Raw genomic sequence first — 19,614 nt, 5'->3', positions numbered from 1 at the left:
CGGCAAGCCAGCTCCCACAGGTACCCCACAACGCTCAGGCCTGTGGTAATCCTGTGGGAGCTGGCTTGCCGGCGATAGGGCTCGCACAGGCAGCCACAAATTCAGCTCTGCTGCAGGTGCCCGTAAAGCTTGGCATACAACCCACCCTCGGCAATCAGCTGCTGGTGGTCGCCATCCTCGGCCACATGCCCGCCGTCGAACACCAGCACCCGGTCGGCCTGTTTCACCGCCGACAGGCGGTGGGCGATGATCAGTGTGGTGCGGCCGCTGAGGAAGCGCGCCAGGGCCTGGTGCAGGTTGTATTCGGTGGCGGCATCCAGGGCCGAGGTGGCTTCGTCGAGGATCACCACCTTGGGTTCGGCCAGCACCATGCGGGCAATGGCCAGGCGCTGGCGCTGGCCACCGGACAAGCGCACGCCAGAGCGCCCCACCACACTGTCCAGGCCCTGCGGCAAGGCGGCGATGGTGGCATCCAGCTGGGCGATGCGCAGTGCCTGCCAACAGGCCTCGTCGCTGCAGTCACGGCCCATGGTCAGGTTGGCGCGCACGGTGTCGTTGAACAGCGAAGGGTGCTGCAACACCACCGCGACGTTTTCACGCAGGGTTTCCAGGCCGATTTCCTGCAGGCTGGCACCGCCAAAGCGGATGGTGCCGGCCTGGGCGCTGTAAAGCCCCAGCAACAGCTGCACCAGGGTGCTCTTGCCGCCACCGCTGGCGCCGACTATCGCCACCTTCTCGCCCGGGGCGATGGACAGGTCGAGGTGCTCGAGCACCGGCTCGTCGGCATAGGCAAAGCGCAGGTCGCGTACTTCGATACCTACCGTCTCGCGGCCGGCGAACGGGTTGCTGGCCGCCGGGTACTGCGGCTCGTCGGCACGTGCCAGCAGCTCGTTGAGGCGGCTCAATGCGCCGCCGGCGGCGTAGTAGGCGTATTGCAGGTTGAGCAGTTGCTCCACCGGGCCGATCATGAACCACAGGTAGCTGAATACCGCCAGCATCTGGCCGATCGACAGGTCGGAGAACAGCACGGTGAGCATGGCCGCGGCACGGAAGATATCGATGCCGAACTGGAACAGCAGGCCACTGGCGCGGCCGCTGGCATCGCTCTTCCACTGCGAGTCCACGGCATAGTCCCGCACTTCGCGGGCGCGCAGGCCAAGGCGACCGAGGAAGTAGCCCTGGCGGTTACCGGCGCGAATTTCCTGAATGGCGTCGAGGGTTTCCGCCAGCGCCTGGGTAAAGCGTGCGGTGCTGTCGTTCTCGAGCTTTTTCAGGTGCTTGACGCGCTTGCCCAACTGCACGGTGAAATAGATCACCAGCGGGTTGAACAGCAATATCAGCATGGCCAGCTGCCAGTGCATCCAGATCAGGATGGCCGCCGTGCCGGTCAGGGTCAGCATGGCCACCAGGAAGCGGCTCAGGGTTTCGCCGACGAACTTGTCGAGGGTGTCCAGGTCGGTGACCAGATGGGTGGTTACCGTGCCGCTACCCAGGCTTTCGTATTCCTTCAGCGAGATGCGCTTGAGCCGCTCGATCAGGCGAATGCGCAGGCGATAGACGATGTCCTTGGCCAGGCCGGCGAACAGCTTGGCCTGGATCACGTTGAACGCCAGCGCGGCCAGGCGCAGGCACAGGGTCAGCAGCAACATCAGGCCTATGTAGCCCGCCGCCACCTGCCAGCTGGACGGCAGCAGGTGGTTCATCCACTTCAGCGCGGCATCGCCATGGCCCAGCAGCACTTCGTCCACCAGCAGCGGCAGCAACAGCGGGATGGGCACGCTGCAGCAGGCCGCCAATACGGCGATGAAGTTGGCGGACCAGAGGTTTTTCTTGTGATGCAGGGCCAGGCGGCGGATTTCCGCCCAGCTCAGTCGATCGGCCGCAGTGTGAGGCTTGCCCGGCACCGGGTCGGGTGACCCAGGCACATCAAGCACAGGCGGCCTGCTGCAGCCAGCGGCCGAGCAAGGGTTGCAGGCGCTCCAGCGGCTGATAGCCGTTGGTCAGCAGGGCCAGTTGGCCATTGCGTTCGGCCAGCAAGGTCGGGAAACCGGCGATGCCCAGGTCCTGGGCCCAGCTGAAATCGGCTGCTGTGGCGGCGCGGCTGTCGGCACAGGCGAAGGCCTCGGCGAACACGGTGCGGTCGAAGCCTGCCTGTTCGGCCAGGTCGACCAGATGCGGCGCAATGGTCACGTCCACGCCCTGCTCGTAGAACGAACGCTGGATCAGCGCCAGCAGCGGCCAGACGCGTTCGGCGTCCAATTCGCGGGCGGTGACCAGGGCACGGCAGGCCGGCTCGGTGTCGTAGACGAAGCCGTCGGGCATGGCCCCCTCGAAGCGGAACGGCTGGCCGGTGGCGTCGGCCACCGCCTGCCAGTGTTCAAGGATGTACTTCCGGGTAGAGCTGTCCAGGGCACTGCCGCCGGTACGCAACCCGCCCGGCACCAGGCGGGTGGGCACGCCTGCGTCACGCGCCTGGGCGATCAGGGCCGCTGCCACGGGTGCGAAACCCCAGCACCAGGAGCACATCGGGTCCATCACATAGATCAGGCGTGCAGACATGCATCAAGCCTCGGCTTTGTAGTTGTAACCGATCGGATGCGGCAGGTTGCGGGCCTTGGCCAGCTCGATCTGCTTCTGCCGGTCGATGGCGCTACGCCGGGTCTTCTCGCTCAGGGTGTCCCAGCAGTGCGGGCAGCTGACCCCTGGCGAATAGTGCTCGGACGCGCGCTCCTCTGCGTTGATCGGGTGACGGCAGGCGTGGCACTGGTCGTACTCACCTTCGCTCAGGTCATGGCGCACCGTGACGCGGTTGTCGAAAACGAAGCAGTCGCCGTCCCACAGGCTTTCTTCCTGAGGCACTTCCTCGAAGTATTTCAGGATGCCGCCCTTAAGATGATAGACCTCCTCGAAGCCTTCACCGAGCATGTAGCTGGAGGCTTTTTCGCAACGGATACCGCCGGTACAGAACATGGCAACCTTCTTGTGCTTGCTGGGGTCGAAGTTGGCCTTGATGTAGTCGGGGAACTCGCGGAAGGTTTCGGTCTTCGGGTCGATGGCGCCCTTGAAGGTGCCGATGGCCACTTCGTAGTCGTTGCGGGTGTCGATCAGCAGCACTTCCGGGTCGCTGATCAGCGCGTTCCAGTCCTTGGGCTCGACGTAGGTGCCGACCGCCTGGTTCGGGTCCACGCCCGGTACGCCGAGGGTTACGATCTCTTTCTTGAGCTTGACCTTGGTGCGGTAGAACGGCTGTTCGTCGCAGTACGATTCCTTGTGATCGACATCGGCCAGGCGTGGGTCGTTGCGCAGCCAGGCCAGCAGGCCGTCGATGCCTTCGCGAGTGGCAGAAACGGTGCCGTTGATGCCCTCGTGGGCCAGCAGCAGGGTGCCCTTGACGTTGTTGTCGAGCATGGTCTTGAGCAGCGGCTCGCGTAGCTCGACGTAGTCTTCCAGGGTGACGAACTTGTACAGCGCCGCGACGACGATGGGTTGGGACATGAAGCAGGATCTCCAGTGGTTGCCCTCGTAAGGGGCGGACCGGGTTTGACAGTGTGACAAAAAAGCGGGGGCGCTTTGCGCCCCATTCGCGGCACAAGGCCGCTCCTACTGGGGAATGCACCAGCCGACGGGCTGCGCTATCCCTGTAGGAGCGGCCTTGTGCCGCGAATGGGCCGCAAAGCGGCCCCCGGATTTTGCAGGATTCTACCAGAACAACAGCAAGGTTTCAGTGCCCGCCGCCCGCGCACACCGGCGAGGCCGGTGCAACGCCGACCTTGGCCCACTCTTCGGCGGTGTAGGTGTGGATGGCCAGGGCATGGATCTCGCCCATCAGCTCACCCATGGTGGCGTACACCTTCTGGTGGCGCTTGACGCTGTTCAACCCGGCAAACTGCTCGCTGACGATCACTGCCTTGTAGTGGGTCTCCTGACCACGACTGTGCATGTGGCTTTCATTGAGCACTTGCAGGTGTTGCGGCGCCAGGGCGGCCAACTGCTGTTCGATACGCTGTTGCATGGTCATCGCGGCGTACTCACTTCTTCGCCGGGGCGGCGGCCTTGCCAGCGTTCGGGTCCAGTTCCTTGGTCATGTCGTCCAGCAGCTTGTTCACCACCGGTACCGCTGGCTCCAGGCTCTGCTGGGTCAGCTGGGCCGACTGCTGGGTGACCTTGGGCATTTCACGCAGCACTTTCTTGCCCAGCGGCGATTCGTAGAACTTGACCAGGTCCTTGAGCTCCTGCTCGGTGAAGGTCTGGGTGTACAGGTCGACCATCTTCGGCTTCAGCTTGTTCCAGCCGATGGCGTTGTCCAGCGCGGCGTTGGCCTTGGCCTGGTAGCTTTCCAGCACTGGCTGCTTGGTGGCCGGGGCCTTGGTCTGGGCGAAACGCTGGGCGAACATCTGCTGGACCTGCATGTACACCGGGGTGCCCAGCTTGTCGGCGTTGGCCAGGGTCAGGAATTTCTCGGCAGCAGCGTTGTGGCTGGCGGTGGCAGCGAGTACCTGGCCGCTGGCGCAAGCCAGGGCAACGGCGGCACAAAGGACACGGAGACGGGTCATTGCATTTCCTTCAGAAGAGAGGGAGGCGGGTACCTCAGAGTAGAGCATTCTGCGCCGTGGTGGCGATGTGCTCAAGTGGCACGACGAGCGACTGAACCGCTCGGTCGAATCAGGGCCTAAACTGCGATTTCGAACTACAAGGGAGTGAGTACAGAATGAGCCGTATCGAGACAGACAGCCTGGGCCCGGTCGAAGTTCCTGAGGACGCCTACTGGGGTGCGCAGACCCAGCGTTCGCTGATCAACTTCGCCATTGGCAAGGAACGCATGCCCATCGCGGTGCTGCATGCCCTGGCGCTGATCAAGAAGGCCGCGGCACGCGTCAACGACCGTAACGGTGACTTGCCGGCCGACATCGCCCGGCTGATCGAACAGGCCGCCGACGAAGTGCTGGGCGGCGAGCATGACGACCAGTTCCCGCTGGTGGTCTGGCAGACTGGCAGCGGCACCCAGAGCAACATGAACGTCAACGAAGTGATCGCCGGTCGGGCCAATGAACTGGCCGGCAAGGGCCGTGGCGGCAAGGCGCCCGTGCACCCCAACGACCACGTCAACCGCTCGCAGAGCTCCAACGACTGCTTCCCCACCGCCATGCATATCGCTGCGGCGCAGGCGGTGCACGACAAGCTGCTGCCGGCCATTGCAGAGCTGTCCTCGGGGCTGGCCGAGCTGTCGGCACGCCACCACAAGCTGGTAAAGACCGGTCGCACGCACATGATGGACGCCACGCCGATCACCTTCGGCCAGGAGGTCTCGGCCTTCGTCGCCCAACTCGACTACGCCCAGCGTGCCATCCGCGCCACCCTGCCGGCAGTGTGCGAGCTGGCTCAGGGCGGCACTGCCGTGGGCACCGGGCTCAACGCCCCGCACGGTTTTGCCGAAGCCATCGCCGCCGAGCTGGCGGCGCTGTCCGGCTTGCCGTTCGTCACTGCGCCGAACAAGTTCGCTGCCCTCGCCGGCCACGAGCCGCTGACCAGCCTGGCCGGCGCCCTGAAGACCCTGGCCGTGGCCCTGATGAAAATCGCCAATGACCTGCGCCTGCTGGGTTCCGGCCCGCGCGCCGGGTTGGCCGAGGTACGCCTGCCGGCCAACGAGCCGGGCAGCTCGATCATGCCAGGCAAGGTCAACCCTACCCAGTGCGAGGCGCTGTCGATGCTGGCCTGTCAGGTGCTGGGCAACGACGCGGCGATCGGCTTTGCCGCCAGCCAGGGGCATTTGCAACTGAACGTGTTCAAGCCGGTGATCATCCACAACTTGCTGCAGTCGATCGAATTGCTGGCTGACGGCTGCCGCAACTTCCAGCAGCACTGCGTGGCGGGCATCGAGCCGGATGCCGAGCAGATGGCGGCACACCTGGAGCGGGGGTTGATGCTGGTGACGGCGTTGAACCCGCATATTGGCTATGACAAGGCAGCGGAAATTGCCAAGAAGGCCTATGGCGAAGGCAAGACCTTGCGCGAGGCGGCACTGGAGTTGAAGTACCTGACCAATGAGCAGTTCGACCAGTGGGTGAGGCCGGAGAACATGCTGGCTCCGGGGGGCAAAGGCTGACAGCTCAGAGACCGCGCTCCCCTGTAGGAGCGGCCTTGTGTCGCGATGGGCTGCGCAGCAGCCCCAGAAATCTCGGCAGCAACATAGATTTCTGGGGCTGCTGCGCAGCCCATCGCGACACAAGGCCGCTCCTACACAGAGCGCGCAACCCTCTTGAACTTGCGGGCGCGCCACCCGGCCACCAGCGAAGGCCCCAGTGCCACCAGCGCCGAGCCCAGCACCACGGTCACCGCCCCCACATAGCCCAGGGCATTGATGTCCTCGGCGTGCACATAATCAGGCCAGACCAACGCCGCCAGTGCCACCGCGACAAAGGTCACCAGCGGGGTCAGCGCCAGCGTGGCACTCACCCGCGACGCCTCCCAGTGCGCCAGCGCCTCGGCGAACGCGCCATAGGCCACCAGGGTGTTCAGGCAACAGGCCAGCAACAGCCAGCCTTGCACCGGGGTCAGCTGCAACGCCTCCAACGGGTGGGCCCAGGGTGTCAGCAGCGCGGCGCAACTGAGGTAGATCACCATCATTACCTGCTGCGAATGCCACACCGTCAGCAACTGCTTCTGGCTGAGCGCATAGAACACCCAGACGCTGGTGGCCAACAGGATGGTCAGCACGCCGGTGGTATAGGTGCCGAGCGAGGTCAGCAGCTCTTCCAGGCGCTGGTTGAAAAACAGCCCGAACCCCGCCAGCAGGATCAGCAGACCCACGCCCTGCCCCAGGCTGAAGCGCTCGCGGAACACGAACACGCTGGCCACCAGCAACAGCACCGGGCCGATCTGCACGACCAGTTGCGCGGTGCCCGGGCTGAGCAGGTTCAGGCCGATCAGGTACAGCACGTAGTTGCCCATCAGGCCAAGCACGGCCACTACCACCAGGCCTTTGCCCTTGGGCGTCAGCTTGCTGAAGGAAGGCAGCCTGCGCTTGGCGGCCAGCCAGGCGCACAGCAGGCCGCCGGAGACCAGCAGGCGGTACCAGGTGACGGTGACCGGGTCGACCACTTGCAGCACCTGCTTGAGCTTGATCGGCAGGATGCCCCAGAGCAACGCCGTCAAAAGTGCCAGGAAAAGGCCATAGCCCCAGCGGCCGGTAATGGTGTGCATAAAATCCTCGATCGAGCCCGTGGTGGGGGTGGTTGAATTCTACGGGCTTGGAGGGCGGGGACGGTGGTGGGTGCCGGGAAAAGAATTCATCAGGTCATTCTTCTGCGGCATGGCTTGGCAGGTGTGCTGCCTGTTCTGGCCCTTTCGCGGGCACGCCCGCTCCCACTGGGACCCCACAAGATTCAGAGTGTGTGCAAATCCTGTGGGAGCGGGCGTGCCCGCGAAGAGGCCAGAACAGGCAACCAACAAGCCTGGCTATTTCTTGTCCCTGGCAAACGCCGCCTCAAGCGCCTGGTTGATGGTGCGCAACACCTTCACCCGCGCCCAGCGCTTGTCGTTGGCCTCCACCAGCGTCCACGGCGCAATCTCGGTGCTGGTGCGGTCGACCATGTCGCCCACCGCCTGGACATAGTCGTCCCACTTGTCGCGGTTGCGCCAGTCATCCTCGGTGATCTTGTAACGCTTGAACGGGATCTGCTCGCGCTCTTCGAAACGCTCCAGCTGGGTCTGCTGGTCGATCGCCAGCCAGAACTTGACCACCACCGTGCCGGCATTCACCAGCTGTTCCTCGAAATCGTTGATCTCGCTGTAGGCACGCATCCAGTCGGCCGGGCTGCAGAAGCCTTCCACACGTTCCACCAGCACCCGGCCATACCAGGAACGGTCGAAGATGGAGAACTTGCCACGCGCCGGAATGTGCCGCCAGAACCGCCACAGGTATGGCTGCGCGCGCTCTTCTTCAGTGGGCGCGGCAATGGGCACGATGCGGTACTGGCGCGGGTCCAGCGCTGCCGCCACGCGGCGGATGGCGCCCCCTTTGCCGGCAGCGTCGTTGCCTTCGAACACCGCCACCAAGGCATGCCGACGCATGTGCTTGTGGCGCAGCAGGCCGGCCAGGCGGGCCTGCTCGGTGACCAGTTGCTCCTGGTAGTCGGACTTGTCCAAGCGCAGGGTCATGTCCAGCGCGCCGAGCAGGCTGCGCTGGTCGATGCTGCGGCCCAGCGGGGCGACGTTGCCCTGGTGCTTGCCTTTGGGATTGTTGTCCAGTGCCGCCTGCAGGCTTTCCAGCAGGATGCGCCCTACCGCCAGGCTGCGGTAGTTCGGATCGACGCCCTCAATGACATGCCATGGCGCGTAGTCGCGGCTGGTGCGGCGCAGCACGCGCTCACCAAAGCGCACGAAACGGTCGTAGGTTTCCGACTGCTGCCAGTCCAGCGGGCTGATCTTCCAGCTGTGCAGCGGGTCGTCCTTGAGCGATTTCAGCCGCGCCTTCATCTGCTTCTTGGACAGGTGGAACCAGAACTTGATGATCAACGCACCTTCGTCGCACAGCATCTCTTCCAGGCGTTCGGCGCCGGTGATGGCCTGGTCGAGCACGGCATCCTTGAACACCCCGTGCACCCGCCCCTGCAGCATCTGGCTGTACCAGTTGCCGAAGAACACGCCCATCCGCCCCTTGGGTGGCAGGGCCCGCCAGTAGCGCCAGGCCGGCGGGCGGGCCAGCTCTTCGTCGGTCTGCTGGTCGAAGGTGAGCACATCGATCATGCGCGGGTCCATCCACTCGTTCAGCAGTTTGACCGTCTCGCCCTTGCCGGCGCCTTCGATACCGTTGATCAGCACGATCACCGGGAAGCGCGCCTGCTGCTTGAGTTCGTACTGGGCTTCGAGCAGGGCCTCGCGCAAAGCGGGTACCTCGGCGTCGTAAGCCTCCTTGTCGATGCTGTGGCCGATTTCTGCGGATTCGAACATGCACTGGCTCCTTCAATGGATAAGCAAGACTAGCGGATTTGAAGGCTTGTGCAGTACTTGTGGGAGCTGGCTTGCCGGCGATAGGGCCGGCACAGCCAGCGCAAAATCCTCAGATGGCATAAAATCCGCCCATCCGCTGCAACCGAGCCAACCATGTCCACCCTCCTCCAGCACGCCCAGATCGACTGGGACGACCAGGGCCGCCCCCATTCGCGGCAATACGACGACGTCTATTTCGCAGTCAACGAAGGCATCGAAGAAACCAGGCACGTGTTTCTCGGGCAAACCCGTCTGGCCGAGCGCTTTGCCAACCTCGCCCCGCACGCCTGCGTGGTGATCGGCGAAACCGGGTTCGGCACCGGCATGAATTTCTACTGCGCCTGGCAACTGTTCGAGCAGCACGCCCATGCCGAGGCCCGCCTGCATTTCGTCAGCGTCGAAAAATACCCCCTCGGCCGCGACGATCTGGCCCGCGCCATACGCCTGTGGCCGGAACTGGCGGCCTACAGCCAGCCCCTGCTGGAGCAGTACGTTGCGGTGCACCCTGGCTTCCAGCAGTTCACCTTCGACAACGGCCGGGTCACCCTCACCCTGCTGATAGGCGACGTACTGGAGCAGCTGCCGCAACTCGATGCGCAGATCGATGTGTGGTTCCTCGACGGCTTCGCGCCGGCCAAGAACCCCGACATGTGGACCCCGGAGCTGTTCGCGCAACTGGCACGGCTGTCACACCCGGGCACGGTGCTAGGCACCTTCACCACCACCGGCTGGGTACGCCGCAGCCTGGTCGATGCCGGCTTCGCCATGAAGAAGGTGCCGGGCATCGGCAAGAAATGGGAAGTGATGAGCGGCGCCTATGTCGGCCCTGTGCCCAGCCCCGGTGCGCCATGGTATACGCGCCCGGCTGCCGTTGCGGGGCCGCGTGAAGCGCTGGTGATAGGCGCCGGGCTCGCCGGCAGCACCACCGCCGCCAGCCTGGCACGGCGTGGCTGGCAGGTTACCGTGCTGGAACGCCACGACACGCCGGCTGGGGAAGCTTCGGGTAACCCGCAAGGGGTGCTGTACCTCAAGCTGTCCGCCCATGGCACGGCGTTGTCGCAGATGATCCTCGCCGGTTTCGGCTACACCCGGCGCCAGCTGCAGCGCCTGCAACGTGGCCACGACTGGGATGCCTGCGGCGTGCTGCAACTGGCCTTCGACAACAAGGAAGCCGAACGCCAGGGCAAACTGGCTGGCGCCTTCGAACATGGCCTGCTGCACTCGCTGGAACGTGCAGAAGCCGAAGCCATCGCAGGTGTGGCCTTGCCGGCTGGCGGGCTGTTCTATCCCGAAGGTGGCTGGGTGCACCCGCCGGCGCTGTGCCAGCAGCAGTTGCAGCACCCGGGTATTCGCCTGCTGACGCACCAGGAGGTGCTCGAGCTGCGCAAGGTCGACGGGCAGTGGCAAGCCTGGGCTGGCGAACGTTTGCTGGCCAGCGCGCCGGTGGTGGTGCTGGCCGGTGCCGCCGACATACTGCGCTTCGAACCATGCGCGCAGCTGCCGCTCAAGCGCATCCGCGGGCAGATCACCCGCCTGCCGGCCACCCCCAGCAGCCGCGCGCTGCGCACCGTGGTGTGTGCGGAAGGCTATGTAGCGCCGCCGCGCGGCGATGAACACACCTTGGGCGCGAGCTTCGACTTCCACAGCACAGACCTGGCGCCGACGGTAGCCGAGCACCAGGGCAACCTGGCATTGCTGGACGAGATTTCGGTCGACCTTGCCCAGCGCCTGGGCGCCGCCGAACTGGACCCCGGGCAGTTGGAAGGCCGTGCAGCGTTCCGTTGCACCAGCCCGGATTACCTGCCGATCGTCGGGCCGGTGGCGGATGCGCAGGCGTTCGCCCAGGCATATGCAGTGCTGGGCCGGGATGCGCGGCAGGTGCCGGATGTGGCCTGCCCCTGGCTGGATGGGTTGTATGTGAACAGCGGGCACGGCTCGCGCGGGTTGATCACGGCGCCGTTGAGCGGCGAACTGGTGGCGGCGTGGGTATGCGGGGAACCGCTGCCGTTGCCACGGGCGGTGGCGGAGGCGTGCCACCCGAATCGGTTTGCCTTGCGCAGGTTGATTCGTGGGAAGTGATCGGGCCGGGGGCTGCTGCGCAGCCCAATCGCCGGCAAGCCAGCTCCCACAGGGACCGCGTAAGGCCCCAGGCCTGTGGTGAACCTGTGCGGGCGAGCCCGCGAAGGGCTGCGCAGCAGCCCCATATAACAGATCGATCTAAAACTCTCGCAAACCACATGGGTCAGTTCCTTAAGGTGCCCTAATCCGGGGCACCCCCTCCCCAACGGAAAAACCGGTAAGGACCTATGTGCGGATTAGCAGGAGTATTGGAAAAGGGGGTTTTAAAGGCTTTCAGGGGCTATAAATCCCCCTGATTCCCCCATAAAAAACCTCTTTTGGTACAAAAAGTGGTACGCGCAATCCGCACCAACTAGTCCCCCGCCCTTCCGAACAAACTCCCCCAAGTCTTGTGATAGATTCGATGTAAATCAAGCTTGCCAAGGTAGGCCAAGCAACAACCACTGAGGGTGTTATGTCCGTTCCAAGAGCTGTGATGAGAACGATTGAAGCTGATTTACATGCCGTCGCAGTCCTTACCTACAACGGCTGCGACATACATGCCCTATCGCTGATGTACAGCTCAATAGACAAGATGGCTTGGCTTTCAAGCGCCAGTATCGACCACGGTCGCAAGGAATTCATGGCATGGGTCGATGATTATTTTTTGCCGGGGTTCGCCTCGCCGCTTGCTGCTGTCGACATTTACGCAGCACGCTGCGGCTTTCTTCATGCTGGTACGGCCGAGTCGAAGCTCTACCGAGACAGCAAAGCGAAGCAAATTATCAACCCTACAGGCCCTCGAAGGCCTCAAGCGGAAGTTGAGGCAGAGGTGCATTTGACGCTTCCTAAGCTGGGCCTTGCGCCGAGCAACGTCGTGGTGGTGCAGTGCATTGACTTTACCGAGCAGTGGATCGAGGCGATGCGACGGTTCACTGATGCCATCGAGGCGGATACTAACCTCCAGGCCCTCACAAAACAGAGGGCCGAACTCCAACTATCCATCTTCCCGGCCGGTTAAAATCATCTACAACCATCGATAGCTGCGACGAGTTGCCGCTCGTACCCAATTCGCTGCCGTCTTTCCGCCAGCAATGCCCTCACCTTCACCTCCAGGCTGTCGGTCTTTCGCAGGCCGGCGGCCGCCCAGAGTGGTACCGCCACGTCAGGCGCCCGGCAAGGCACCTGCACAGGGACCTCTACACGAACGTACTGGACGTCTGGCCCGACCTTCCCTGCGCAGGCGGCGAGCAGAGCGGTGCCTGCGAGCAACCCCACCCCTCGCAGGAATTGGTCAGCGAAGTTCATAGGCCAAGCTCCTTGTCGATGATCGATGTGGCAGCCGCGCATTGGTCGCCACCAGTACGCTCCTGTTGCAGACGGTTCGCCGCGGCATAGTCGGCCTTAGCATTGGCCTGGGCATCCTTCACCGCCTGCTCCGCCCTGGCCTGGCGTTCGTTTGCGGCCAGCATCAGGTCGCCCATGGCCTTGCCCTGCTCCGCTGCCAGGCCGGCGAGGTTCTCGCGCGCGGCGGCGCACATGGATGCCTGGTCCTGCACCTGATCGAGAACCGGGCGGAAGTGGCTGGTGGTGGCCCAGGTACCGACGGCGATGCCCAGCAGGATCAGCAGGCCGGCGCCGGCCGCGCGCAATGCCCAAGACGTCATGCCAGCACCCCGCCGAGCTTCGCCCACTGCGCCAGCAACTTGTCCAGGCGGTGCGGGTTCTGCCCGTAGGTGTTGCCCGGGAAGCTGGCCCAGATGTTCGAGCACTTGGCGATCGCATCGGCAATGCGGCCGGCCTTGATGTCGTCCATGGATCGGCGCTCTTGGATCTGCTGCAGCGCAACACGGTCCTGATTCTCCGGCGTGAAGCCACCCTGCAAGCGCAGGCTCATCCGGTAAGCATCCCAGTAGCGCGCCAGGAGCTGGTACCGGCCCGCCGCGGTGCTGGTCACCGGTTTGCCGTTGATGGGGAAGGTAAGCTTCTGGCGTGGGTGATCCTGGTAGCCGGTGAACAGGCCGCCTCCATACAGGACGTTGTAGCCGTCATCGCTACCATTGACGGTCGAGGTACCTTCGGAGAAGGCGATCAGGTCCAGGAACCGGAGCACGTTTGCGCCTCCGGCCTGGGTTTCGGTGAGTCTGGCCATGTTTTCTCCAGGCAAAAAAAAGCCCGCTCAAGGCGGGCTCTAAACGAGGCGCTCGTCAGTTTGGCTGAATGCCTTTGATCAACTGAAGGCGCATTGGGTAGCCTTGAGCAGGCTGGACGACAGTCTCGGTTTCAACGGTCTGCACGATTTTCCCGTCAGCATCCTTGGTTACGGCGACTGTCTTGCTGTAAGAGCTTTGAACAACGCAGCCGCTCAAAGCGGCGCTGGCAGCAATGACTGACATAAGAACAAGATGTTTCATTCGGACCTCTATCCTTGGGTGCTTTTCCGGCGCGGAATGTAGCAATACGCCATCACCAGGAAAAGAGTTTTCAACCGAGTCTAGATCGAAGGCGTCCTGATGCGGACCCTAGAACGACTTGATGAGGCTCAAGCCGCGTTGCGATGTACGCATTGGGTTTTCTCCAGGCAAAAAAATACCGCCAGGCGGCGGTCGGTGGATTCGGTGCGGGTCAGGCAGGCGGCGCAGGCCAGTCGATGGTCGTTGGATACCCTTCCTGCTCAGGCAGGCGGTTCAGCGCTACCCGGAAGCGCTTCCACTCCTTCAACAGCGCGATTTCTGCGTCGGTCGCTTCCTCCAGATCGACGGCATCTTGCAGCGGCGCGATGGCGGCATCGGCGATCTCTCGCAGCCTGCCCGCTTCTTCCTGCGCCTGCTGCAGCGGATCGGCCGGTACCGGCTCTGGTGGCAGCGGCACAGGGGCCTCTTCCACCGACACATGCAGAGTGATGCTGTGTAACAGGTCCGCTGGTTCACCGTCCTTGGCCACGCTCACCAGTAGCACGTCGTCGGCAAAGCTGGTGGACACCGATGCGTCTGCGTCCATCTGGTTGATCACGTAGCCCCAGCCCTCCGGCGGCGGGCACATGCCCAGTGTGCCGGACACCAGGTACTGTCCAGGGCCGGGATGTTCTACGGTGATATCGGCCTTGCCGAGCGAGGTGATGTCGATGATCGAGCCGTCGCCGAGGATATTGATTGCTGCTCTTGCCATGTTCAGATCGCCTTCAGTGTGCCGTCAGCGGCGCGTGTGGTATTTCCGGTGTGATAAAGCTCGATCACCGGAGTGATCTCGTTGCCGTAAACCGACCAAATTTTGATGGTGCCTGTATTGCCTGGAAGCCCATACGGCCACGCAATTAACAAACGGTTGCCGGAGGAGCCGAACCGGATGGCTTGCTTATACCAGTAGCCGGTGCCTCCGGTGGGTGCGCCGGGTGCCCCTGGCTCATACAGGACTGGGGCGAATCCATGATCAATGTCTGCGTACCAACTCGTCGTTGAGGAAGACGACTTCGCATAGCCAAGCGCTTCAGCGGGTGGAACTTGCCCTACTCCCAATCCCATATTCGCCTGGGCGGCTGTGCCAAGTTCAAGCGCTACCCTTGCTGAAGCGGAATTGGTCGCGCCCGTGCCGCCCTTCGCCACAGGAAGTGCAGCAGGCAGCGCTTTTGGCGCCCCTCCGGCCCCCAGCGCGTCATACAGCTCATCGAAGTTCGCATCGATCTTCACGTTGGCGCTGCGAGGCGTGTCTCCGCCCTGTCCGGTTGGGGCGCTACCGAGATTAATAGTCTGTTTTGCCATGTCTGATCCTATATTGGCTTCATTGGTCTGGAGGCGAATAGCGTTCGGCCATTCACGCTCAGCGGGTTAATGCCGTCGAAGTTCTCGCAATACATTTGGAGAACATCACGCCTACCAGGAAGGAACCCACCGTAATTAGCTCTGAAGGGCTGAGTGGTTTGGCCAACGTTTGTAACGGAGAAAAGCGCATTGGCGAGGACGTAATCAGCATAATTCCCGGTCCAAGCCATCTGCGCCGACGACGCGTAATAGCCTGTCCCGGTGATCGGCGTTCCTGCTGTCGCGAACGAGTTATTGGCTGGCTGGCTATTAAGCAGAGCCAGGTTGGCCGACGTGACGAAAGTCCTGTTCCCTGCCGCATCCCGCACTGATGCGCCGTACGCATCCACAGGCGTGTTTGGCACCATGTAGCTTGCACAGAACCAATTGATCATCATCGGATACAGCGCGGTGCTTCCGTGAGCCTGCTGGTTGTTGTAGGCCTTGATGCGGAACCCGGTCCAGTTGCCGGGAGATCCGGTGACGAAGAATCTCCCAACCATCATGTAGTTGTCGGCATTCAGGAAGATCATCGGGCGCTCGTAGGTCGTGACCGGCTGAGGAAACGTCACAGTGCCATACTGGATCTGATTTGCGCTCCCAGGCCCCTGAAACCCAATATTCATCCGTCCGTTGTAGCGCACGCTGAGCACCCGGTTGATCGCGTCGATCTGTGTGCGGACGTTGTTGTTTGCCGCCCTGATCCCGTAACTGCCTGCTGCCGAAAACGGCTCTCCGCCCTGCGATAGGATCATCACCTGCCAGGTCCTGGTACCGGGCTGTCGCAGCTGCAGCTGTCCGGTAGTTGCCCAAGCGGGAGGGCTCCAGGTGTTGTCACCGCCGTCAAACAGGGCATCAACCACGACAAAGGACGCCGCCTGGATCTCCGGTATCGCGATGTACTGGTCGAAGGCGTTGTTGCCCACGACCTGCATCATCTTCAGGGACCGAATGGGGGTGATGGTGGTGTCCAGAGTGATGGCCCCGGACGCATCTCGCGTCCGAAGGCCGTACACGTCCGTCATGTCGTCATCCTCCCCACCGCCGTACGCTCGATGTTGTTGGCGTCGTAGACGTAGACCCCGCCGTTATTGATCAGCAGGCTGCCGCTTGCATCCTGCCCGCGAAGAGTGAACGTGCCGTTGACCATGTTCATCTCGATCAGCGGTCGTCCCTGTGAATCGACGGCTTGCGATCGCAATGTCATCCCGAGGATGATCTGCTGGATAAATGCCTGGTTGATCAGTGCGGTGTTGATGAACACCTGGCCGTTCTGCACCACCAGCGGCGCCACGACCTGGCCACCGACCTCATCCACCACTGCAAAGCGCTGGGCGAACGCGAGAAACTCAGAAGTCTCCCCGTTGCTGCCAAATGCCAAGCCAGCTGTAACCTGCCTGCCGCCAGCAATTGTCTGCGCCTTGATGGTCACCTTCGCCTCGACTTTGCCGTCCAGGGTTGTGACTGCCTGGCTGACTTGCTGGACGGCAGCACTGGTCTGTCCCTGCTGAGCCTGGACCTGGCTGAACTGGGTGGCCGTGGAGCTCTCGAGGTCAACCACAGACTCACTGACCTGCTGTACCAGTGCATTGGTCTCGCCCTGGCGAACTTCGACCTGGTCAGTGCGCTTGGCCTGGGCAACATCGCCCTCGATCCTGGCTGACAGTTCGGACCAGACGCCGACGTAGGTCTCCTCGGAACCCGCGAAGCCCTCTTCGCTACCGGCCATTGTCGGGTTTACCTGGGCGAACACGCCGTCCAGCTTCTGCGCATTTGCTGCAACCTGGCCATCGAGGGTTTCAACCGCGCCCTTGATCTGGCTCAGGCCTTCAGCCGTCACGGCAAGCCCGGTTACCGGGTCGTTGACCTTTGACTGTACTGATTGAAGGCTCTCCGCCGTGGCCGTGATCCGGCCATCCTGCTCCTCGATGTCGACGCGGTTCTGCTCAACCTGAGCGGCCAAGCCATTCGCCGATTCCACCACTTGGCCAATGTCCAGCCAGTAGGTCGCGTTCGGCGGTGCATTTTCCCCGCCGGGCGCAGCAGGCACGGATTGAATGGCCTGGTACAGGCGCTGCCCATGGCGCACGCTATCGCCGTCTAGGTAGGCCTTCTGCGGATCGTATTCCAGCGCATCGACCAGGCCGTCAATCTCGCTGCGCAACTCGCCAATACGCTCGTTGACCGAGCCCGGGCCATTGCCGTCGATCAAGTCGATACGATCACGCAGGCCCGGATACAGCGCGCCGTTGCTGATCTTGCCCTTGAAGTACTCCTCGTATTCGGATTGGTTGCTGCTGGACTGTCCGTTTACGCCAACACCTGTCGGGTACCAGGGGCCGATGTTCCCGGAGCGATCCACCAAGCGTGCCCAGTAGAAGAACGACACACCCGCGGCAAGGCCATGAATTTCGTGCTCTGCCTGCGGGTAGGCGAAGTCACCCAGCTTGATAGCGTCGTCGCGGTTGGTGGTTGCGCTCTGCCAGATCTCGGTGCGCTCGGTGTCCTCGGCGCCAGCAGGAAAGCCCCAGGCGAGACCTGTGCCGTAAACCAGTGGCGTGGTAGTGAGGAATGCAACTGCGGGCGGCAGACCTTCTTTGCCCTTCAAATCGACCAGGGCGCTCATGGCGAAGACAGACGACACGTCCATCACGCTGACAGCACTCACTCTTGCCTGGTAAACCCCGGAATAGATCCCTTCGACCTCGGCGCCCAGCGTGCCTGTGCGCGGCAGGCGCAGCCAGCTGCCGTTATCCTTCCTCCACTTTACGTCGTACGCAACAGCGCCCTTCACCGCCGGCCAGGAAATCCGCATCGTGGTAACCGCAATGCCCTGCGAGACAACGCTGCGCGAGGTGATTACGACGCTCTCTGGCGGCTCAATGACACCAGGTGGCAAGACGGTAATCGGTTGAGGGTCAACTCGCGCTCCGTGGTCAATTGCATCGAACTTGTCTGGCTCGTGTTGCACGCCGGTGATTTCCCACTGGTGCATACCTTTCGGCTCAATGGTGTTCACCCGGAAGCGCATGACGCCAAGGTCAGCGCTCTCAATCGACCAAGCGCTTTCAGGCTCTGGCAGTTCCGAGTAGTCCGCCATGACGGTGACTTGGCGCCCGGCGACCGATTTCACGATCCGTCCTTCTGCCTTCCCGCTAGGCAGGTTAACTATGAGTCTGTCCTCTGGTTGCACCTGAGCGTCGAAGTCAAGCGTGATGACCCGCGCAGTGGCGGCGGAGATACGCCCGCCGTTGGCCCGTCCAGACAGCAGCTCATCCGCGACGCCGATGATTTGGCCTGGCTCGATGTTCCGACCTTCCATGCCGGTGGTGAACCTGACGGTCCACGTCTCGTACTGTTCGGACTTCAAGGCCCATATGCCGTGCCGAATCGCTTCGCCTTCAACGGTGCAAGCGAACCGCGCCACGTCAAGCATGCGGTGACCCAGGACGCCAATCATGTCGTCGTTGGTGACGGCCGTGGGCTCGGTTTTGAACTCGTTGGCGGGGTTGTCCCAGCTGATCTTGGCTCGCGTATGACGGTCGGGAAGCGCGATTGCGCCATATTCGAACTCGCCGACAATGTTCGAACGAGTGAACACGTAGCCGTCGTCATTTCCCGGAATATCGGCGATCACGGTGACCTTCGAGCCGTTCCAGCAGCTGCTACCGCGGAAAACGCTGGCCAGGTCGGACAGCAAGGCATAGCCCTCAACTTGGTCCTGGATGTAGACGTTGGTGGTCATGCGTGGCTGCATGCCGCCCTTCCCGTCCGGCACCATTACGTCGCAGTAACGGCCGATCTCATACAGAGACCAACGGTCCACCATGTCAGCCGTGATTCGGCGGCCAAGGCCGTACCGGCGGTGCAGCAGCAGGTCGTACCAGACCCAGGCCGGATTGTTCGAATACGCCAGCTTGAACGTGCCGTCCCAGCTGCCGGTATAGGTGCGTGTGACCGGGTCGTAGTTGTTCGGCACCTTGATAATGCGGCCACGGCAAAGAAGGCTGAATTTTGGGATGTTGGAAAATTGGGAAGCATCGAATTGCAACGCAGCCAGGGCGAGATTTGGGTAGCGCAGCTTGGCGTCGATAACCTCCGTGAGCGCCTTCACCCGCATGACATCGGCGAAATTGCTGTCGTTGCGGTTTGGAGTCAGCCGGCGCACCCGCAGCACGGCGGTATTGAAGCCCTGGGGCAGATCGACGCGGTGGCTGCGCTCGTATTCGGTCGTGCCCTTGTCGTCGAGGGTGGCAGACAGTACGGTGTTGAAAGCGCCTCCGTCGACGGAAAGCTCGATGGCGTAATCGATGCGGTAGCCGACCTGGTCACCGTTGGTCTTCACCTCCCAGATCTGCGGCCACGAAAGACGCACCCGGACAGCGGACAGATCACGGTTGGTGATCGCCCGCGTCCATGCCACGTCCGATCGCAACTCAACCGGCAAGCCAGCCGATTGTTCGTATTCGGCGGCAGGAAAGCCCGCGATGTGCTCTTGATCAACCGAGCCCGAGCGAAACTCCCAGGTGGTCCCGGGAAACGCTTCGGAGCCGTCCGGAGCGATCAAGGGCGTGCCATCCAGCTTGAATGAACGCGCATCGTCGGCCGGCCCGGCAATCTCACCTTCACTGATGATGTAGAGCATCTTGGCGGTGGCGATCGACAACGCGCTATCGGGCGCCTTGTATGGCTGCCGGGGTTTGCTCTCGCCACCCTTTGCTCCGCCAATCTTCAGTGCTGAACCCATGCTTTCCTCCGAGCAATAAAAAAC

Annotated in this window: 18 protein-coding genes; 3 read left to right on the top strand and 15 right to left on the bottom strand. The window is 62.8% G+C overall.

Annotated elements, in window-relative coordinates:
- Positions 1-101: 101 nt before the first annotated feature.
- The 5 genes from GEV38_RS07765 to GEV38_RS07745 form a co-directional block, all read right to left on the bottom strand.
- Entirely contained in the window at positions 102-1,934 is a 1,833-nt protein-coding gene (locus GEV38_RS07765; RefSeq protein ID WP_054573485.1) for an ABC transporter ATP-binding protein, read from the bottom strand.
- Positions 1,927-2,559: a DsbA family protein gene (locus GEV38_RS07760; RefSeq protein ID WP_054573484.1), complete on the bottom strand. Its 633-nt coding sequence runs from the start codon at positions 2,557-2,559 to the stop codon at positions 1,927-1,929. The genes GEV38_RS07765 and GEV38_RS07760 overlap by 8 nt, the downstream gene beginning before the upstream one ends.
- A 3-nt stretch (positions 2,560-2,562) precedes the next feature.
- The gene (locus GEV38_RS07755) at positions 2,563-3,495 is read right to left on the bottom strand and encodes a rhodanese-related sulfurtransferase (RefSeq protein ID WP_013971443.1); all 933 of its coding nucleotides are present in this window, start codon (positions 3,493-3,495) and stop codon (positions 2,563-2,565) included.
- A 226-nt stretch (positions 3,496-3,721) separates the two neighbouring features.
- Positions 3,722-4,018: a BolA family transcriptional regulator gene (locus GEV38_RS07750; protein WP_003252644.1), complete on the bottom strand. Its 297-nt coding sequence runs from the start codon at positions 4,016-4,018 to the stop codon at positions 3,722-3,724.
- 10 nt (positions 4,019-4,028) lie between these two features.
- Entirely contained in the window at positions 4,029-4,553 is a 525-nt protein-coding gene (locus GEV38_RS07745; RefSeq protein ID WP_003259051.1) for a DUF2059 domain-containing protein, read from the bottom strand.
- Positions 4,554-4,708: 155 nt separating this feature from the next.
- Between GEV38_RS07745 and GEV38_RS07740 the strand changes: the two genes are divergently transcribed.
- Positions 4,709-6,103 (top strand): class II fumarate hydratase, encoded by a 1,395-nt coding sequence (locus GEV38_RS07740; RefSeq protein ID WP_054573483.1) that lies wholly within the window; start codon positions 4,709-4,711, stop codon positions 6,101-6,103.
- 131 nt (positions 6,104-6,234) lie between these two features.
- Here the strand turns inward: GEV38_RS07740 and GEV38_RS07735 are convergent, their stop codons facing one another.
- Together GEV38_RS07735 and pap are read right to left on the bottom strand one after the other, a co-directional pair.
- Positions 6,235-7,200, bottom strand: coding sequence for a DMT family transporter (locus GEV38_RS07735; RefSeq protein ID WP_015269294.1), 966 nt, complete (start codon positions 7,198-7,200; stop codon positions 6,235-6,237).
- A 255-nt stretch (positions 7,201-7,455) separates the two neighbouring features.
- Entirely contained in the window at positions 7,456-8,949 is a 1,494-nt protein-coding gene (gene pap, locus GEV38_RS07730; RefSeq protein ID WP_173895755.1) for a polyphosphate:AMP phosphotransferase, read from the bottom strand.
- A gap of 153 nt (positions 8,950-9,102) precedes the next feature.
- Between pap and mnmC the strand changes: the two genes are divergently transcribed.
- Both mnmC and GEV38_RS07720 read left to right on the top strand, forming a co-directional pair.
- Positions 9,103-11,067: a bifunctional tRNA (5-methylaminomethyl-2-thiouridine)(34)-methyltransferase MnmD/FAD-dependent 5-carboxymethylaminomethyl-2-thiouridine(34) oxidoreductase MnmC gene (mnmC, locus tag GEV38_RS07725; protein ID WP_054573482.1), complete on the top strand. Its 1,965-nt coding sequence runs from the start codon at positions 9,103-9,105 to the stop codon at positions 11,065-11,067.
- A 475-nt stretch (positions 11,068-11,542) separates the two neighbouring features.
- Positions 11,543-12,067 (top strand): hypothetical protein, encoded by a 525-nt coding sequence (locus GEV38_RS07720; protein WP_102082349.1) that lies wholly within the window; start codon positions 11,543-11,545, stop codon positions 12,065-12,067.
- 2 nt (positions 12,068-12,069) lie between these two features.
- Here the strand turns inward: GEV38_RS07720 and GEV38_RS27585 are convergent, their stop codons facing one another.
- The 8 genes from GEV38_RS27585 to GEV38_RS07685 form a co-directional block, all read right to left on the bottom strand.
- On the bottom strand, positions 12,070-12,354 hold the full coding sequence (locus tag GEV38_RS27585; RefSeq protein ID WP_102082348.1) for a hypothetical protein: 285 nt from the start codon (positions 12,352-12,354) through the stop codon (positions 12,070-12,072).
- Complete coding sequence (locus GEV38_RS07715; protein WP_173895753.1) at positions 12,351-12,713, bottom strand: hypothetical protein; 363 nt, start codon at positions 12,711-12,713, stop codon at positions 12,351-12,353. The genes GEV38_RS27585 and GEV38_RS07715 overlap by 4 nt, the downstream gene beginning before the upstream one ends.
- Positions 12,710-13,198 carry a glycoside hydrolase family protein gene (locus GEV38_RS07710; protein ID WP_173895751.1) on the bottom strand — a complete coding sequence of 163 codons (489 nt, stop codon included), beginning with the start codon at positions 13,196-13,198 and terminating at the stop codon, positions 12,710-12,712. Before GEV38_RS07710 ends, GEV38_RS07715 begins: the two co-directional genes overlap by 4 nt.
- Before the next feature lie 55 nt (positions 13,199-13,253).
- A complete protein-coding gene (locus tag GEV38_RS07705) occupies positions 13,254-13,460 on the bottom strand; it encodes a hypothetical protein (protein ID WP_284147786.1) in 207 nt (68 codons plus the stop codon).
- A 211-nt stretch (positions 13,461-13,671) separates the two neighbouring features.
- Complete coding sequence (locus GEV38_RS07700) at positions 13,672-14,214, bottom strand: tail fiber assembly protein (RefSeq protein ID WP_173895749.1); 543 nt, start codon at positions 14,212-14,214, stop codon at positions 13,672-13,674.
- Positions 14,215-14,216: 2 nt separating this feature from the next.
- Positions 14,217-14,804 (bottom strand): hypothetical protein, encoded by a 588-nt coding sequence (locus GEV38_RS07695; RefSeq protein WP_173895747.1) that lies wholly within the window; start codon positions 14,802-14,804, stop codon positions 14,217-14,219.
- A gap of 8 nt (positions 14,805-14,812) precedes the next feature.
- A complete protein-coding gene (locus GEV38_RS07690; RefSeq protein ID WP_173895746.1) occupies positions 14,813-15,868 on the bottom strand; it encodes a hypothetical protein in 1,056 nt (351 codons plus the stop codon).
- Positions 15,865-19,590, bottom strand: coding sequence for a phage tail protein (locus GEV38_RS07685; RefSeq protein WP_173895744.1), 3,726 nt, complete (start codon positions 19,588-19,590; stop codon positions 15,865-15,867). The genes GEV38_RS07690 and GEV38_RS07685 overlap by 4 nt, the downstream gene beginning before the upstream one ends.
- Between the last annotated feature and the right edge of the window lie 24 nt (positions 19,591-19,614).

The sequence above is a fragment of the Pseudomonas sp. 13159349 genome (assembly GCF_013305685.1).
Classification (GTDB): Bacteria; Pseudomonadota; Gammaproteobacteria; order Pseudomonadales; family Pseudomonadaceae; genus Aquipseudomonas; species Aquipseudomonas asiatica.
This window is presented reverse-complemented; position numbering and strand designations above follow the sequence as displayed.

Excerpts from the sequence above, each read along its gene's own strand:
- GEV38_RS07760 (WP_054573484.1), bottom strand. The coding sequence starts at position 2,559 with ATGTCTGCACGCCTGATCTATGTGATGGACCCGATGTGCTCCTGGTGC.
- GEV38_RS07755 (WP_013971443.1), bottom strand. The coding sequence starts at position 3,495 with ATGTCCCAACCCATCGTCGTCGCGGCGCTGTACAAGTTCGTCACCCTG.
- GEV38_RS07750 (WP_003252644.1), bottom strand. The coding sequence starts at position 4,018 with ATGACCATGCAACAGCGTATCGAACAGCAGTTGGCCGCCCTGGCGCCG.
- GEV38_RS07745 (WP_003259051.1), bottom strand. The coding sequence starts at position 4,553 with ATGACCCGTCTCCGTGTCCTTTGTGCCGCCGTTGCCCTGGCTTGCGCC.
- GEV38_RS07740 (WP_054573483.1), top strand. The coding sequence starts at position 4,709 with ATGAGCCGTATCGAGACAGACAGCCTGGGCCCGGTCGAAGTTCCTGAG.
- GEV38_RS07735 (WP_015269294.1), bottom strand. The coding sequence starts at position 7,200 with ATGCACACCATTACCGGCCGCTGGGGCTATGGCCTTTTCCTGGCACTT.
- pap (WP_173895755.1), bottom strand. The coding sequence starts at position 8,949 with ATGTTCGAATCCGCAGAAATCGGCCACAGCATCGACAAGGAGGCTTAC.
- mnmC (WP_054573482.1), top strand. The coding sequence starts at position 9,103 with ATGTCCACCCTCCTCCAGCACGCCCAGATCGACTGGGACGACCAGGGC.
- GEV38_RS07720 (WP_102082349.1), top strand. The coding sequence starts at position 11,543 with ATGAGAACGATTGAAGCTGATTTACATGCCGTCGCAGTCCTTACCTAC.
- GEV38_RS27585 (WP_102082348.1), bottom strand. The coding sequence starts at position 12,354 with ATGAACTTCGCTGACCAATTCCTGCGAGGGGTGGGGTTGCTCGCAGGC.
- GEV38_RS07715 (WP_173895753.1), bottom strand. The coding sequence starts at position 12,713 with ATGACGTCTTGGGCATTGCGCGCGGCCGGCGCCGGCCTGCTGATCCTG.
- GEV38_RS07710 (WP_173895751.1), bottom strand. The coding sequence starts at position 13,198 with ATGGCCAGACTCACCGAAACCCAGGCCGGAGGCGCAAACGTGCTCCGG.
- GEV38_RS07705 (WP_284147786.1), bottom strand. The coding sequence starts at position 13,460 with ATGAAACATCTTGTTCTTATGTCAGTCATTGCTGCCAGCGCCGCTTTG.
- GEV38_RS07700 (WP_173895749.1), bottom strand. The coding sequence starts at position 14,214 with ATGGCAAGAGCAGCAATCAATATCCTCGGCGACGGCTCGATCATCGAC.
- GEV38_RS07695 (WP_173895747.1), bottom strand. The coding sequence starts at position 14,804 with ATGGCAAAACAGACTATTAATCTCGGTAGCGCCCCAACCGGACAGGGC.
- GEV38_RS07690 (WP_173895746.1), bottom strand. The coding sequence starts at position 15,868 with ATGACGGACGTGTACGGCCTTCGGACGCGAGATGCGTCCGGGGCCATC.
- GEV38_RS07685 (WP_173895744.1), bottom strand. The coding sequence starts at position 19,590 with ATGGGTTCAGCACTGAAGATTGGCGGAGCAAAGGGTGGCGAGAGCAAA.